General features: G+C 64.0%; 17 protein-coding genes. 7 read left to right on the forward strand and 10 right to left on the reverse strand.

Annotated features, from left to right (window positions below):
• Positions 1 to 12 precede the first annotated feature (12 nt).
• Complete coding sequence (gene ttcA, locus BUB39_RS08945; RefSeq protein ID WP_073052548.1) at positions 13 to 876, forward strand: tRNA 2-thiocytidine(32) synthetase TtcA; 864 nt, start codon at positions 13 to 15, stop codon at positions 874 to 876.
• A 51-nt stretch (positions 877 to 927) separates the two neighbouring features.
• Here the strand turns inward: ttcA and BUB39_RS08950 are convergent, their stop codons facing one another.
• From BUB39_RS08950 to purL, 4 genes are all read right to left on the reverse strand, one after another.
• Positions 928 to 1386 (reverse strand): BA14K family protein, encoded by a 459-nt coding sequence (locus BUB39_RS08950; RefSeq protein ID WP_073052549.1) that lies wholly within the window; start codon positions 1384 to 1386, stop codon positions 928 to 930.
• 298 nt (positions 1387 to 1684) lie between these two features.
• Positions 1685 to 2020 (reverse strand): Grx4 family monothiol glutaredoxin, encoded by a 336-nt coding sequence (gene grxD / locus BUB39_RS08955; protein ID WP_073052550.1) that lies wholly within the window; start codon positions 2018 to 2020, stop codon positions 1685 to 1687.
• Between the two features lie 78 nt (positions 2021 to 2098).
• Entirely contained in the window at positions 2099 to 2332 is a 234-nt protein-coding gene (locus tag BUB39_RS08960) for a BolA family protein (RefSeq protein WP_073052551.1), read from the reverse strand.
• A 43-nt stretch (positions 2333 to 2375) separates the two neighbouring features.
• A complete protein-coding gene (gene purL / locus BUB39_RS08965; protein ID WP_073052552.1) occupies positions 2376 to 4589 on the reverse strand; it encodes a phosphoribosylformylglycinamidine synthase subunit PurL in 2214 nt (737 codons plus the stop codon).
• 135 nt (positions 4590 to 4724) lie between these two features.
• On the opposite strand from purL, the gene BUB39_RS08970 reads away from it, so the two are divergent.
• Complete coding sequence (locus BUB39_RS08970) at positions 4725 to 5117, forward strand: VOC family protein (protein ID WP_073052553.1); 393 nt, start codon at positions 4725 to 4727, stop codon at positions 5115 to 5117.
• A gap of 1 nt (position 5118) precedes the next feature.
• Here the strand turns inward: BUB39_RS08970 and purQ are convergent, their stop codons facing one another.
• The 3 genes from purQ to purC all read right to left on the reverse strand — a co-directional run bounded on the left by purQ (position 5119) and on the right by purC (position 6888).
• On the reverse strand, positions 5119 to 5781 hold the full coding sequence (gene purQ, locus BUB39_RS08975; RefSeq protein ID WP_073052554.1) for a phosphoribosylformylglycinamidine synthase subunit PurQ: 663 nt from the start codon (positions 5779 to 5781) through the stop codon (positions 5119 to 5121).
• A gap of 5 nt (positions 5782 to 5786) precedes the next feature.
• Entirely contained in the window at positions 5787 to 6029 is a 243-nt protein-coding gene (purS, locus tag BUB39_RS08980; protein ID WP_073052555.1) for a phosphoribosylformylglycinamidine synthase subunit PurS, read from the reverse strand.
• 94 nt (positions 6030 to 6123) lie between these two features.
• A complete protein-coding gene (gene purC / locus BUB39_RS08985; protein ID WP_073052898.1) occupies positions 6124 to 6888 on the reverse strand; it encodes a phosphoribosylaminoimidazolesuccinocarboxamide synthase in 765 nt (254 codons plus the stop codon).
• A 307-nt stretch (positions 6889 to 7195) separates the two neighbouring features.
• Between purC and BUB39_RS08990 the strand changes: the two genes are divergently transcribed.
• The 3 genes from BUB39_RS08990 (at position 7196) to BUB39_RS09000 (ending at position 9111) form a co-directional block, all read left to right on the forward strand.
• Entirely contained in the window at positions 7196 to 7519 is a 324-nt protein-coding gene (locus BUB39_RS08990; RefSeq protein ID WP_073052556.1) for a DUF1476 domain-containing protein, read from the forward strand.
• A gap of 27 nt (positions 7520 to 7546) precedes the next feature.
• Entirely contained in the window at positions 7547 to 8317 is a 771-nt protein-coding gene (locus BUB39_RS08995) for an HpcH/HpaI aldolase family protein (RefSeq protein ID WP_073052557.1), read from the forward strand.
• A 98-nt stretch (positions 8318 to 8415) separates the two neighbouring features.
• Complete coding sequence (locus BUB39_RS09000; protein ID WP_073052558.1) at positions 8416 to 9111, forward strand: aquaporin; 696 nt, start codon at positions 8416 to 8418, stop codon at positions 9109 to 9111.
• A 63-nt stretch (positions 9112 to 9174) separates the two neighbouring features.
• Here BUB39_RS09000 and BUB39_RS09005 read toward each other — a convergent pair whose 3' ends face one another.
• The 3 genes from BUB39_RS09005 to rpe all read right to left on the reverse strand — a co-directional run bounded on the left by BUB39_RS09005 (position 9175) and on the right by rpe (position 11799).
• Complete coding sequence (locus tag BUB39_RS09005; protein WP_073052559.1) at positions 9175 to 9648, reverse strand: glutathione peroxidase; 474 nt, start codon at positions 9646 to 9648, stop codon at positions 9175 to 9177.
• A 76-nt stretch (positions 9649 to 9724) separates the two neighbouring features.
• Positions 9725 to 11038: an adenylosuccinate lyase gene (purB, locus tag BUB39_RS09010; protein WP_073052560.1), complete on the reverse strand. Its 1314-nt coding sequence runs from the start codon at positions 11036 to 11038 to the stop codon at positions 9725 to 9727.
• Positions 11039 to 11130: 92 nt separating this feature from the next.
• Positions 11131 to 11799 carry a ribulose-phosphate 3-epimerase gene (gene rpe, locus BUB39_RS09015; RefSeq protein ID WP_073052561.1) on the reverse strand — a complete coding sequence of 223 codons (669 nt, stop codon included), beginning with the start codon at positions 11797 to 11799 and terminating at the stop codon, positions 11131 to 11133.
• A 221-nt stretch (positions 11800 to 12020) separates the two neighbouring features.
• Here rpe and BUB39_RS09020 point away from each other — a divergent pair, with 221 nt between their 5' ends.
• A complete protein-coding gene (locus tag BUB39_RS09020; protein WP_073052562.1) occupies positions 12021 to 12791 on the forward strand; it encodes a phosphotransferase enzyme family protein in 771 nt (256 codons plus the stop codon).
• Between the two features lie 141 nt (positions 12792 to 12932).
• Entirely contained in the window at positions 12933 to 14183 is a 1251-nt protein-coding gene (locus BUB39_RS09025; protein ID WP_073052899.1) for an NAD(P)/FAD-dependent oxidoreductase, read from the forward strand.
• Position 14184: the final 1 nt, after the last annotated feature.

Consider the following 14184-nt stretch of genomic DNA (forward strand, 5'->3'; position numbering starts at 1 on the left):
AAAGCCGTTCCGATGACCGATCTGATCGACAACGCGACCGCCGAAGAGCTGGACGACGACTTCGCCGGGACGCATTCGCTTTTCGCCAACGCGCCGAAATCCGTTGCCTTCGCCAAACTGCGTAAGCGGCTGGTCCGTCAGACCCGCGCCGCGCTCGACGATTTCAATATGGTCCGTCCGGGTGACCGCTGGCTCGTCTGTCTTTCTGGCGGCAAGGATTCGTATGCCATGCTGGCGATGCTGCTTGATCTCAAGTGGCGCGGGCTGTTGCCAGTCGATCTGCTCGCCTGCAACCTCGATCAGGCTCAGCCGGGCTTTCCGGCCGACGTGCTGCCGCGCTTTCTCGACGGCGCCGGCGTGCCCTACCGCATCGAGCGGCAGGACACCTATTCCGTGGTGGTCTCGAAAGTGCCGGCGGGACGGACCTATTGCGCGCTTTGCTCGCGGCTGCGGCGCGGCCATCTCTACCGCGTCGCCCGCGAGGAAGGATGCCAGGCCCTCGTGCTCGGCCATCATCGCGAGGACATCCTCGAGACGTTTTTCCTCAACCTCTTCCACGGCGGAAAGCTGGCGGCCATGCCGCCGAAACTGGTCAACGAGGAAGGCGATATCTTCGTCCTGCGCCCGCTCGCCTATGCTGCGGAGGACGATATCGAGCGCTTTTCTTCGCTGATGCAGTTTCCCATCATTCCCTGCGATCTCTGCGGCTCGCAGGAAGGGCTGCAGCGCAACCAGATCAAGGCGATGCTCGCTGATTGGGAAGCCAAGGCGCCTGGGCGCAAGGACATCATGCTGAAGGCGCTTGGTAACGCCAACCCATCGCATCTGATGGATCGTGAATTGTTCGACTTCGCCGGTTTGGATCTTCGCCAATAAAATGGCCGCGGCCCTTGCGGGTCGCGGCCAAGTCGACGGAGTTATCCGGCTTTATTGGGGGGCGACGCAGCGATACTGGCGCCCGTCATAGCCGGTATAGGTGCCGGTCGCGGCGTTGAACGAGCGGTAGCGCTGCGAGCAATAGGCAATGTAATCGTTCGCGTAGCGCTGCTGATTGTTGTTCGCGACAGCACCGCCGATGATAGCGCCGGCAGCAAGGCCGAAAACGCCCGCGGCAAGAGCGGAATTATAGTTGTTGTAGTAATAGTTGCCGCGGTAGCCGGGGCGCGGATAATAACCGGGGCCTCGCCAACCGGGATGACGCGGACCATTGTTCCAGCCCGGACCGCGCTGCCAGCCATTGCCGCGATGATAGTTCTGCGCGACATCGAAGGAGCCGTCAGCGCGGACGCCGTCAGCCTGGGCCACAGCCGGAACGGCGGCAATGCCTGCCACTGCCAAGGCCGCAGCAAGTCCGGCGGACATCATCGTCTTCATGGGCTTCATCATAGTAACTCTCCGTGGATCAAGGCGATGGTATGCTATTCGTCTGATGATGATCCCGCCCCATCATCCGATGCTTTAACCCATCGCCACGCATTGCATCGTTGCGTCAACGATCGTGCAGGCTGTCAGTTCCGTTTATTATCCAGAAGGAAAAATATTGCGCCGCAATCAGTGGCCGATCTCGTTCGCGCAAACGGCATCGTCGGGCGGCGGGCCGGATCAACGCTCAACTCGGGCACGATAAGCAAAAGAGCGCCGCCGGACGGTTCCGGCAGCGCTCCTGATCGCGTGATGAAAAGGCTCAGGCCGACTGGGCGACCACAATGCCCTTCTCTGTCAGGAAGGACTGGATCTCGCCGGCCTGGAACATCTCGCGGATGATATCGCAACCGCCGACGAACTCGCCCTTCACATAGAGCTGCGGGATCGTCGGCCAGTTAGAATAGTCCTTGATGCCCTGGCGGATATCCGCGTCGGCCAGCACGTTGATGCCTTTGTAGTCGACGCCGAGATAGTCGAGGATCTGCACGACCTGGCCGGAGAAGCCGCACTGCGGGAAAGCCGGCGTGCCCTTCATGAACAGGACGATATCGTTGGACTTAACTTCATTGTCGATGAAGGCGGTGATTTCGGACATGTCTGCTTTCCTGGTCTGGCCGGACGGCACAAAGGCCGCTCCGATGATCCCATCAAATAGGTCGCGGGGGACGGCCCGCTACTCCGGCGCGCTGGTCTGCAGCGCCAGGGCGTGCAGGACGCCACCCATGTTCCCCTTGAGTGCGGCATAGACCATCTGGTGCTGCTGCACCCGGTTCTTGCCGCGGAAGCTCTCGGATACGACTTCGGCGGCATAGTGGTCGCCATCGCCGGCGAGATCGCGGATCACGATCCGCGCGTCGGGAAGCGCCGCCTTGATCAGGCTTTCGATGTCGCGTGCATCCATTGCCATGGTCAGTCTCCGCAGGTCGCCGCCGTACCGAGGCGGGGCCGGATCAAACGCCGCCCGCCATGAACGCCGGGAACCAATTCTCGTGCGCCTCGGTCAACTTTGCAATGGATATGGTGGCGAGGCCCGCCACATCCAAGCTCTCGCCGCCGACATGGCCGAGCAGCGCGGCGTCGACGCCGGCCGCGGCGGCCGCCGCAAGGATGCCATCTGCGCGTGTCGGATCGGCCGTGACGACGTAGCGGGCCTGGTCTTCGCCGAAGAGGGCGCCATGCGGTGCCCCCGCACCGCCGGGGAGGGCGATGGTCGCGCCAATACCGCCGGCCATCGCCATCTCAGCGAGCGCGACCGCGAGGCCGCCATCCGAGATGTCGTGGCAGGCGGTGAACTGTCCCGAACGGATCAGTCCGCGCACGAGGTCGCCGACCTTGCGCTCCTCGGCGAGATCGACCGGCGGCGGGGCGCCTTCCTCGCGACCGAGGATCTCGCGCAGATAGATTGACTGGCCGAGATGGCTGCCGGGCTTGCCGATGAGCAGGACGGCGTCGCCGGTCTGCTTGAAGGCGATCGTCGTCATCACGCTGAGATCGGGCAGGAGACCGACGCCGCCGATGGCCGGGGTCGGCAGGATGCCGACGCCGCTCGTCTCGTTGTAGAGCGAGACATTGCCGGAGACGATCGGGAAGTCGAGCGCGCGGCAGGCCTCGCCGATGCCTTCGATCGCGCCGACGAGTTGACCCATGATCTCGGGCTTCTCGGGATTGCCGAAATTCAGATTGTCGGTGGCGGCGAGGGGCTCGGCGCCGACGGCGGTCAGGTTGCGCCAGCATTCGGCGATCGCCTGCTTGCCGCCCTCGAAGGGATCAGCCTCGCAATAGCGCGGCGTGACGTCGAGCGAGAAGGCGAGGGCCTTCTTCTCGTGCCCCTCGACGCGGATCACCCCGGCATCGCCGCCCGGCTTCAGCGCCGTATTGCCCTGGATCAGGTGGTCATACTGTTCCCAGACCCACCGCCGCGAGGCCATGTCGGGCGCGCCAAGGATCTTGACCAGCGCTGCGCCATAGTCATTCGCCTCCGCGATGTCCGTCGCGGCGATCGCGGCCGGCGGCGTGGTTCGGGTGAACGGGCGATCATATTCCGGCGCCTCGTCGCCGAGATCCTTGATCGGCAGATCGGCGACCACCTCGCCGTGGCGGAGGATGCGGAAGCGGAGGTCGTCGGTCGTGTAGCCGACGATCGCGAAATCGAGCCCCCATTTGCGGAAGATCGCCTCAGCCTCGGCTTCCTGCTCGGGCCGCAGAACCATCAGCATGCGCTCCTGGCTCTCGGAGAGCATCATCTCGTAGGCGCTCATCTCCGCCTCGCGGCAGGGCACCTTGTCGAGGTCGAGCTCGATGCCGAGGTCGCCCTTGGCGCCCATTTCGACCGCCGAGCAGGTGAGGCCGGCAGCGCCCATGTCCTGGATCGCGATGACGGCACCGGTCTGCATCAGTTCGAGGCAGGCTTCGAGTAGCAGCTTCTCGGAAAAGGGATCGCCGACCTGCACGGTTGGGCGCTTCTCCTCGATGGTCTCGTCGAATTCCGCCGAGGCCATGGTGGCGCCGCCGACACCGTCGCGGCCGGTCTTAGAGCCGAGATAGACGACCGGCAGGCCGACGCCCTCGGCCTTCGAGTAGAAGATGCTGTCGGCCCGTGCGAGGCCGGCGGCGAAGGCGTTGATGAGGATGTTGCCGTTGTAGCGGGGGTGGAAATTGACTTCGCCACCGATGGTCGGCACGCCGAAGGAATTGCCATAGCCGCCGACGCCGGCGACGACGCCCGAAACGAGATGACGAGTCTTCGGATGCTCCGGCGCGCCGAAGCGCAGCGCGTTCATCGCCGCAACAGGACGCGCGCCCATGGTGAAGACATCGCGCAGGATGCCGCCGACACCCGTCGCCGCGCCCTGATAGGGTTCGATGAAGGAGGGATGGTTGTGGCTCTCCATCTTGAAGATGATCGCCTCGCCATCATCGATGTCGACCACGCCGGCATTCTCGCCGGGGCCGCAGATAACGCGCGGGCCTGTCGTCGGCAGCGTGCGCAGCCATTTCTTGGAGGATTTGTACGAGCAGTGCTCGTTCCACATCGCCGAGAAGATGCCGAGCTCCGTCAGCGTCGGCGTGCGGCCGATCAGATCAAGGATGCGCTGGTACTCGTCGGGCTTGAGGCCGTGGCTCGCGACGAGTTCGGGCGTGATCGGCGTATCATTGGCAAGCACGGATGACCTCGACCTTGGGATTTGGGGTTCGGATAGAGCGCGGCGGCCCGCATGTAAATGGCAGCGGCGAAAAAGCTGATGTCTCGACGCGAATCAGCCAAGCTCCCACCAAATTCGAGGCGACAGGAGCGGGCCATGGAATTCAATCACGTTGCCAATCGTGTCGCGGCTGCGCATTTCGAGATCATCGTCGCGCTCTTCAAGGAGCGTCTGGGCTTCATCGAACTGCGCCGGACCGAGCGGGCGATCTGGCTGCGCAAGCCGGGCTCCAACATCGACCTGCAATTCTCCCGCGTCGCAGCCTCGCACGATGATCCTGAGCGTGCCCGCTCGCAGGTCTCGTTCCTCAGCCTGACGCCACGCGACGAACTCGAATTGCTTGCCGGGTGGCTCTCCGAACGCGGTGTCGCGGCCCATGTCGGCGCCTATTCCGATCGCGAATTCTATCTCGAAGCGCCCGACGCCATGGTCGATTTCGTCATCGAGGCGATGCGGCCGGAACTCGCCGACTATCCTGTGAAGGACTAGCTCAGGCCACCGCCCTCAGTGCGCTCTCAAACAACGGCCGCCCGTCCAGCCCGCCATTCAGCGGCTCGATGAGGTTTTCCGGATGCGGCATCATGCCGAGGATGTTGCGCTTCTCCGAAAGAATCCCGGCGATATCGTCGATCGAGCCGTTCGGATTGCTGATATAGCGGAATGCGATGCGGTCCTCGCCCTTGAGCCGCGCCAGTGTTTCGTCGTCGGCGCGATAGTTGCCGTCGCCATGGGCGACCGGTGACCGGACGACCTGTCCCTTGGAGTAGCCCGCTGTGAAGGCCGAGGCAGTCGTCTCAACGCGCAGCTCGACTTCCTTGCAGATGAACCGAAGGCCGGCATTGCGCATCAGCACGCCCGGCAGCAGCCCCGCCTCACAGAGGATCTGGAAGCCGTTGCAGACCCCGAGAACCGCAACGCCACGCTCCGCCTCGCGGCGAATCCCATCCATGATCGGCTCACGCGCAGCGATCGCGCCGGAGCGGAGATAGTCGCCATAGGAGAAGCCGCCGGGGATCACGATGAGATCGACCTTCGGCAGGTCATGATCGCCGTGCCAGATGACGGCTGGACGATGGCCGCTGATCTTTTCGAGCGCCGCGATCATGTCGCGCTCGCGATTGGAACCAGGGAAGACGACGACGGCGGATTTCATGTCGCTCAGCCCACGATCTCGACGCGGTAATTCTCGATGACCGTGTTGGCCAGCAGCTTGGCGGCCATGGCTTCGACCTCGGCCTTGGCCTTTTCGGTGTCGGTTCCGGCGATCTCGATGTCGAACACCTTGCCTTGGCGGACGCCGCCGATGCCGGCGAAGCCGAGCGAGCCGAGCGCGCCTTCAATGGCCTTCCCCTGCGGATCGAGGACGCCGTTCTTCAAGGTGACGGTGACGCGGGCCTTCATGGATGCTCCGGTAGACGCGATTGCAGTGGAAGATGCGCCCCCGAGGGGCGAAACGGAAACGGCCGCCCGTGAGGGCGGCCGCAATCGTTATTGCTTACTGGACGAGCACGGGACCGCCGCCGACGGGGCGGTCGGGCTCGATCAGGATGCCAAGGCGGCGCGCGACTTCCTGATAGGCCTCGACGAGCCCGCCCATGTCACGGCGGAATCGATCCTTGTCGAGCTTGTTCTGGGTCGCGACGTCCCACAGCCGGCAGCTATCGGGCGAGATCTCGTCGGCGACGACGATACGCATCATGTCGCCTTCCCAGAGCCGGCCGCATTCGATCTTGAAATCGACCAGCTGGATTCCGGCGCCGAGGAAGAGGCCGGAAAGGAAGTCGTTGACACGAATGGCCAGCGCCATGATGTCGTCGATTTCCTGCGGCGTCGCCCAGCCGAAAGCGGTGATGTGTTCTTCCGACACCATCGGATCATCGAGCGCATCGGCCTTGTAGTAGAACTCGATGATCGAGCGCGGCAGAACCGTGCCCTCTTCGAGACCCAGGCGCTTCGCCAGCGAACCGGCGGCGACGTTTCGCACGACGATCTCGAGCGGGATGATCTCGACTTCACGAATCAGCTGCTCACGCATGTTGAGCCGGCGGATGAAGTGAGTCGGAATGCCCATCTTGTTCAGATGAGTGAAGATATGTTCGGAAATGCGGTTGTTAAGCACGCCCTTCCCGTCAACAACCTCATGCTTTTTCTTGTTAAAAGCAGTGGCGTCGTCTTTGAAGAATTGTATCAGCGTGCCGGGCTCAGGTCCTTCGAAAAGGATCTTGCCCTTGCCCTCATAGATGCGCCGACGGCGGTTCATGGGCACATACCGTGGTTTGAGGAAATCCATTAGGCCGGGGTTCCAATATACAGGGATTCGCCGCGGCGAAAGTTCAGCCGGCCGAACCCGATCAGGGTCGTCCGCGCGGCGTGAACCTACCCGATCGCTCCCGAATTAACAATGAGCCACTCTTGCGGCGATTTGGAGCGAGGACGCCCTAAGGTGGCCATCTCCGTGCTGCGTTGGCGTTGATTTGGGGTATTCGTCACTATATGCAAGGGGCCACCTAGCCTGCGGCTCGCCAAGCGGCCTGCCGTCAGTTCATCTGAATTCAGCGGAGAGCCCGATGACGACGTTCGACCAGCGCAAGGACGCCTTCGAGAACAGGTTCGCCCATGATGAAGCCCTTCGCTTCAAGGCCACTTCTCGCCGCAACAAGCAGCTCGGCCTCTGGGCCGCGGCGCTGATGGGGAAGGCCGGCGCCGAAGCGGAGACCTATGCGAGTGAAGTGGTCGCTGCGGACTTCGAAGAGGCCGGCGATGAAGATGTCTTCCGCAAGGTCCGCCAGGACCTCGATGCTGCCGGCATCGCCCAGTCGGACCACCAGATCCGCCGTACGATGGACGAGCTGCTTGCCAAGGCGATCGAGGACGTCAGGACCGAGGGCTGAGTTTCCCCGACGCGCGAGGGCGCTGACATGACGTTCGTCTCGCTCGCCGCGCGTTTGGCGGACGCAACGCCTGCGCTCTCGGCCTGGATTTCGATGCCGGATCCGCTTATTGCGGAAAGCGCGGCCAGGGCCGGCTTCGATGCCGTGACCCTCGACATGCAGCATGGATTGCATGATCCGGTCAGCGTCATGCGAGGGGTCGCCGCCGTGACACTTGCTGGGCAGCCGACCATCGTGCGTGTGCCGGTCGGCGATTTCGCGATGGCGAGCCGCGCGCTGGACATGGGCGCATCAGCTGTGATCGCGCCAATGATCAATTCGGTCGCGGACGCCGAGGCACTGGTCGCTGCCACCAAATACCCGCCGGTCGGCCAGCGAAGCTGGGGTCCCACGCGCGCCATCCAGCTTCAGGGCATCGATCCCGCAGCCTATCTGGCGAATGCCAACCAGACGACGCTGGCTTTCGCCATGATCGAGACGCTCGCCGCTATGGCAGCGCTCGACGCGATCCTCGAAGTTCCCGGCCTTGATGCCGTGTTCATCGGACCGTCTGATCTCTCGATTGCGCTCTCCAACGGCGCCAATGTCGACCCAATGCGGATCGACAACCAGGACGCTGCCTCAGCGATTCGCGCCCGCGCACACGCAGCCGGCAAGCGGGTCGGTATCTTCGCGCTGAACGGTGCCCAGGCGCGGCTCTATCGCGCGCTCGGCTATGATTTCATCGCGCTCGGCGTCGATGCTGCCTATTTTGCGCTCGGCGCGGCGGCCATGCTGGCGGACGCACGGCGCGACTGACGAGGCCGTCCGAAGCGGCCCTCTGTTCACTTTTGCACTTTCGGCGGGCGAGACGTATTTCTTATCCGGCGGCGACTTGCGCCGTCCGGGGGGAAATCATGAGAAAGCCTATCGCCGAATTCATCGGCACTTTTACGCTCGTCTTGTTTGGCTGCGGCTCGGCGGTGATCGCGGGTCCGCAAGTTGGGGCCACCACGGTCGGGGTTCTCGGCATCGCCTTCGCCTTCGGCCTTGCCATCGTTGCCATGGCATATGCGATCGGTCCGGTCTCCGGTTGTCACGTCAATCCTGCTGTTAGCCTTGGCGCGCTTATTGCCGGCCGCATGTCCGTCGGCGATTTCGTCTCCTATGTGGTCGCGCAGCTCGCGGGCGCGATTGTCGGTGCGCTCGTGCTCTTCCTGATCATGAAGGGCAAGGCATCGGGCTGGGAAGGCGGCATGGGCACTAATGGCTGGGGTGCCGGCTATCTCGGCGAATACAACACCGTGTCGGCGTTTCTGTTCGAGACCGTCGCGACCTTCATCTTCCTGGTCGTGATCCTCGGCGTGACGCACAAGATCGCGCTCAACCACTTCGCCGGCCTCGCCATCGGCCTGACGCTGGTCATGATCCACATTGTCGGCATCAACGTCACCGGTGTGTCGGTCAATCCGGCGCGCAGCATCGGGCCGGCGCTATTCGTTGGCGGCCAGGCGGTCGCGCAGCTCTGGCTGTTCATCATCGCGCCCTTCCTTGGCGCCGCACTGGCCGGGCTGCTGTTCCGCTCGGGGGTTCTCTACGGCAGAGAGAGCTGAGGAAACGGCCTTCAATGACGCGAGGCCGGGCACGTCCCGGCCTCGACTGCTGCATCGCCTAGACTAGGCGACGGCGAGGGCGGTCTCGATTGCGGCGACGACAGCCGGATCGTCCGGGACTGTCTTCGGGCTGAAGCGCGCGGCGATCGCGCCATCGCGGCCGATCAGGAACTTCTCGAAGTTCCAGGTGATGTCCTCATCGCCAGCGAGCCAGTCATAGAGTGGATGGCGGTCCTCGCCCTTGACCGAGATCTTGGCGAACATCGGGAAATCGACGCCATAGGTCGAACGGCAGAAATCGGCGATCTCCTCGTTAGAGCCCGGCTCTTGCCCGGCGAAATTGTTGGCCGGGAAGCCGACGACGACGAGGCCGCGATCCTTGTATTTGGCATAGAGCGCTTCGAGACCGTCATATTGCGGCGTCAGCCCGCATTTTGAGGCGACGTTGACGACCAGCAGCACCTTATCGGCATAGTCAGCGAGCGTCGTTTCGCTGCCATCGATACGCTTCAGGGGAATGTCAAAGGAGGAGGCCATGCGGAATCCAGGTTCGGGATGACGAAAGGGACCGCTCCTCAATAGGCAAGTCCGGCCCTGCCGTCATCTATCCCGTTCAGGCGGCGGTTTCGCCGAAGACGCGACGGAAGATCGTGTCGACATGCCGCGTGTGGTAGCCGAGGTCGAATTTCTCCTCGAGCTCCGCATCGGACAGCACAGCAGTGACGCCCGTGTCTGCTTTCAGTTCGGTCAGGAAGTCGGCACCTTGTTCCCAGACCTTCATGGCATTGCGCTGGACGAGGCTGTAGGCGTCCTCGCGGGAGACGCCCTTCTGGGTCAAGGCCAGCAACACGCGCTGCGAATGAACGAGGCCGCCGAGCCTGTCGAGATTCTTCTGCATGTTGTCCGGATAGACCAGCAGCTTCTCGATTACGCCGGCGAGGCGATTCAAGGCGAAATCAAGCGTCACGGTCGCGTCGGGACCGATCATCCGCTCGACCGAGGAATGCGAGATATCCCGCTCGTGCCAGAGCGCGACATTCTCCATGGCCGGGACGACCATGCCGCGCACAAGGCGCGCCAGCCCGGTGAGATTCTCGGTCAGCACGGGATTGCGCTTGTGCGGCATCGCCGACGAGCCCTTCTGGCCGGGCGAGAAATATTCCTCGGCCTCCAGAACCTCGGTGCGCTGCAGGTGGCGGATCTCCGTCGCCAGCCGTTCGATCGACGATGCCACGACGCCGAGGGTCGCGAAATACATCGCGTGGCGGTCACGTGGGATGACCTGCGTCGATACGGGCTCGACCGCGAGCCCGAGCGCGGCGGCGACATGCTCCTCGACACGAGGATCGATATTGGCGAAGGAGCCGACCGCGCCTGAAATCGCACAGGTCGCCACTTCGGCGCGCGCGGCGACGAGACGGGCACGGCCCCGTTCGAATTCGGCGTAGGCCTGGGCAAGCTTGATGCCGAACGTCGTCGGCTCGGCATGGATGCCATGGCTGCGGCCGATGGTGACGGTGTCCTTGTGCTCAAAGGCGCGTTGCTTCAGCGCCGCCAGCAAGCGGTCGACATCGGCGATCAGAAGGTCGGCGGCGCGTACGAGCTGGATGTTGAAGCAGGTGTCTAGCACGTCGGAGGACGTCATGCCCTGATGCACGAAGCGCGCATCCTCGCCGACGATCTCGGCCAGATGCGTCAGGAAGGCGATGACGTCGTGCTTGGTTGTCCGCTCGATCTCGTCGATGCGGTGTACATCAAAGGTGGCGGCGCTCCCCTTGGCCCAGACCGTCTCGGCGGCGGATTTCGGCACGGTACCGATCTCCGCCAGCGCATCGAGGGCATGTGCCTCGATTTCGAACCAGATGCGGAACCGCGTCTCCGGCGACCAGATTTCCGTCATTTCGGGGCGGGAGTAGCGCGGGATCATGCGGTGGCTTCCTTGGCGAACGGTCAGGGGCGGCCGGCTGGCGGTCGGCGTTGATCTAGCGAATTTCGCCGCCCGGCGTAACCCCTGCCGCGTCAGGCACCGCGCCGCATGCCGCGGATCGCTGCTATATTGGCGGCATAGGCGGAGGCATCGCCCTTGAAGACGGCCGAGCCCGCGACCAGCACCTCGGCACCGGCCTTGATCAAAGCCGGCGCGGTGTCGGGCGAGACGCCGCCATCCACTTCGATGCGGACGGGCCGCGCGCCGATCATCCGGCGCACCCGCGCGACCTTTTCCACCGAGGCGGGAATGAAGCTTTGGCCGCCGAAGCCAGGATTGACCGTCATCACAAGGACGACGTCGACGATGTCGAGGATATATTCGAGCGCGCTTTCCGGCGTCGCCGGATTGATTGCGACGCCGGCCTTCTTTCCGAGGGCCCGGATATGCTGCAGCGAACGGTGGAGATGCGGACCGGCCTCGGCGTGAACTGTCATCACGTCGGCGCCCGCCGCTGCGAAGGCATCGAGATAGGCATCCGCCGGCGCGATCATCAGGTGAACGTCGAAGATCTTGGTCGTGACATGGCGCACGGCCTTCACCACTTCGGGCCCGAACGTGATGTTGGGCACGAAATGCCCGTCCATGATGTCGAGATGGATCCAGTCCGCCCCCGCCGCATCGATGGCTCGGATTTCCTCGCCAAGCCGCGAGAAATCGGACGACAGCACGGAAGGAGCAATCAGCGGCGGATGGGCCATGGTGTCTGTCTCTTGCCTCTCGATTGCTTCGGACGCGATAGGCCGTAACACGGGCGGGCAGCCCCCAGCAATTGCCCAGCAGCCCCAAGGCAGGCAAAGTCCGCCCTAACGTGGGCAACCTGATTCCCCTTCCTGGCGTGGCCCGACGGTTGGACGGCATCGCCGGTTAGCAACGAAGATCTGGTCGGCAGAAAGCGGGGAGAGAGGAGCAATCCGGCGTGTTGGAACTCGAGGGCGGAAGGGCCGGCCGGATCTGGCGGGATGGCGACAGCGTCACGCGCCCCGCCGGGGCCTGGACGCCAACGGTTCACCGGTTTCTGCGCCATCTGCACGACGCCGGTTTTTCCGCCGCGCCGATGCCACTGGCCCTCGAAGGGGGCCAGGAAATCGTGACTTATGTCGAGGGCCGGGTCTGCGAGGACTTGGCCGACCCGGCGACAGGGTCGCTCGCGATGCTCGCTTCGGCCGGCGCGCTGCTGAGGCGCTTCCATGATGCGGCGCGTGGCTTCCTCGAATCGGACGGTGAGGAGCAACGATGGATGCTGCCGCCGCAGGAGCCCTGCGAGATCGTCTGCCACGGCGACTTCGCGCCCTTCAATGTCGCGACCGTTGGAGAAGCTGCCGTCGGCATCATTGATTTCGATGCGTCCCACCCGGCTCCAGCCGTATGGGACCTTGCCTACGCAGTCTATCGATGGGCGCCCCTTTCCGATCCCACGCATGATGGCGTCGCGTTCGGCACCGAGGAACAGCTGCGGCGCGCCCGGCTCTTCTGCGATGCGTATGGAGCGGATGAGAACGACCGTCGCCAGCTGCCAGACATGATCGTGCGGCGCCTGCGTGCGCTGCTGGACTTCATGCACGCCCGCGCCAATGCCGGCGACGCCACGTTCGTCGAGGATATCAACGTCGGAGATTCTGATATTTATATCAGGGACTTGGATTATATTCGGCAGAGAAGCGACCGGCTGATTTCCGTGCTGATCGACTAGAGCAAAGGACCGAAGAGTGGATTCCGGTTTTCGGCGTCATCCGATGCGAAAGCAAAGAGCTGGATCGCCCCTTGTGCGTCCGATGGGATGCGTGGCGATCTGGGGCCGGTGTGGTGGCCGTTTGGTGATCAGGGACTGTTGATGGACAAATATGATGCGATCGTGCTCGGCGCCGGCATCGTCGGCGTGTCCGCCGCCATTCATCTCCTGCGCCGCAATCGCAGCGTCCTGCTGCTCGACAAGGGCCTGCCGGGGGAGGCGACCTCCTATGGCAATGCAGGGGTCATCGAGCGCGAAGGCTTCTATCCGATCGTCTTTCCTCGCGGTCTCGGCGAACTCTACCGCATCGCTCGCAACGAAGAGGCGCGGCTCAACTACAACCGCCGCTTCCTGCCGCGCCTTGCGCCCTGGCTGCTGAAGCTGCGCAAGGCGACGGGGCAACGGGGCATCGACGCCTATGCCGAGGCGATGAACCCGATTCTCTCGCATGCGGCAGCCGAGCATGGCTCGCTCGCCGGAAAAAGCCGCGCCGTCGAGTTCTTCCGCGGTACGGGGTGGCTGAAGGGCTATCGCAGCATCGCAAGCTTCGAAGCCGGGACTAAAGCGCACCTGGCCCTCGCCGATCATTTCGGCGTCCGCTACCAGGTGCTCAGCAACCATGAGATTGTCGATCTCGAGCCCGATCTGTCGCCCGTCTTCGCCCGCGCCGTCTTGTGGCCCGAGTCGGTTTCTGTCTCCAGCCCGGGCGGCGTCACCAAAGCGCATGCGCGGCTGTTCGAGCTGATGGGCGGGGCGTTTGCCCAGGGCGACGCACAATCGCTGCGCCGGGAGAATGATCTCTGGGTCGTCGACCGCGCCAGCGGCCCCGCCACAGCGCCTGACGTCGTCGTGGCGCTGGGGCCCTGGTCGATGGATCTCCTTGCACCGATGGGCTATCGGCTGCCCTTCGCCGTCAAGCGTGGCTACCATCAGCATTTCAGGCCACGCGGCGATGCGGCGCTGGACCGGCCGGTTGTCGACGTCGACCATGGCTATGTGCTGACGCCGATGCGGCAAGGCTATCGCATTACCTCGGGCATCGAGTTCGACGAACGGGATGCGCCGCCGACGCCGATCCAGATCGAGCGGATCATGCCGCAGGCGCGGGCGCTCTTTCCGCTCGGCGATGCCATTGAACGCGAGCCATGGATGGGTGCCCGGCCATGCTTCCCGGATTCGAGGCCGATCGTCGGGCCGGCGCCGAAGCATCCGGGCCTGTGGCTGGATTTCGGCCACGGTCACCTCGGCTTCACACTCGGTCCCGCGACCGGCCGCCTGCTCGCCGAACAGATCACCCGCGAGATGCCCTTCGTCGATCCGGCGCCGTTCAGCGCGCTCCGCTTCGGTCGCTGAG

The sequence above is a fragment of the Kaistia soli DSM 19436 genome, from assembly GCF_900129325.1.
Taxonomy (GTDB): Bacteria; Pseudomonadota; Alphaproteobacteria; order Rhizobiales; family Kaistiaceae; genus Kaistia; species Kaistia soli.

What these genes read in the sequence shown, in the direction of transcription:
- BUB39_RS09000 (WP_073052558.1), top strand. Translation starts at nt 8,416, where the DNA reads ATGAGAAAGCCTATCGCCGAATTCATCGGCACTTTTACGCTCGTCTTG.
- BUB39_RS08970 (WP_073052553.1), top strand. Translation starts at nt 4,725, where the DNA reads ATGGAATTCAATCACGTTGCCAATCGTGTCGCGGCTGCGCATTTCGAG.
- purQ (WP_073052554.1), bottom strand. Translation starts at nt 5,781, where the DNA reads ATGAAATCCGCCGTCGTCGTCTTCCCTGGTTCCAATCGCGAGCGCGAC.
- BUB39_RS08995 (WP_073052557.1), top strand. Translation starts at nt 7,547, where the DNA reads ATGACGTTCGTCTCGCTCGCCGCGCGTTTGGCGGACGCAACGCCTGCG.
- purS (WP_073052555.1), bottom strand. Translation starts at nt 6,029, where the DNA reads ATGAAGGCCCGCGTCACCGTCACCTTGAAGAACGGCGTCCTCGATCCG.
- grxD (WP_073052550.1), bottom strand. Translation starts at nt 2,020, where the DNA reads ATGTCCGAAATCACCGCCTTCATCGACAATGAAGTTAAGTCCAACGAT.
- BUB39_RS09025 (WP_073052899.1), top strand. Translation starts at nt 12,933, where the DNA reads ATGGACAAATATGATGCGATCGTGCTCGGCGCCGGCATCGTCGGCGTG.
- purC (WP_073052898.1), bottom strand. Translation starts at nt 6,888, where the DNA reads ATGAACCGCCGTCGGCGCATCTATGAGGGCAAGGGCAAGATCCTTTTC.
- purB (WP_073052560.1), bottom strand. Translation starts at nt 11,038, where the DNA reads ATGATCCCGCGCTACTCCCGCCCCGAAATGACGGAAATCTGGTCGCCG.
- ttcA (WP_073052548.1), top strand. Translation starts at nt 13, where the DNA reads ATGACCGATCTGATCGACAACGCGACCGCCGAAGAGCTGGACGACGAC.
- BUB39_RS09005 (WP_073052559.1), bottom strand. Translation starts at nt 9,648, where the DNA reads ATGGCCTCCTCCTTTGACATTCCCCTGAAGCGTATCGATGGCAGCGAA.
- rpe (WP_073052561.1), bottom strand. Translation starts at nt 11,799, where the DNA reads ATGGCCCATCCGCCGCTGATTGCTCCTTCCGTGCTGTCGTCCGATTTC.
- BUB39_RS08960 (WP_073052551.1), bottom strand. Translation starts at nt 2,332, where the DNA reads ATGGCAATGGATGCACGCGACATCGAAAGCCTGATCAAGGCGGCGCTT.
- BUB39_RS08990 (WP_073052556.1), top strand. Translation starts at nt 7,196, where the DNA reads ATGACGACGTTCGACCAGCGCAAGGACGCCTTCGAGAACAGGTTCGCC.
- BUB39_RS08950 (WP_073052549.1), bottom strand. Translation starts at nt 1,386, where the DNA reads ATGATGAAGCCCATGAAGACGATGATGTCCGCCGGACTTGCTGCGGCC.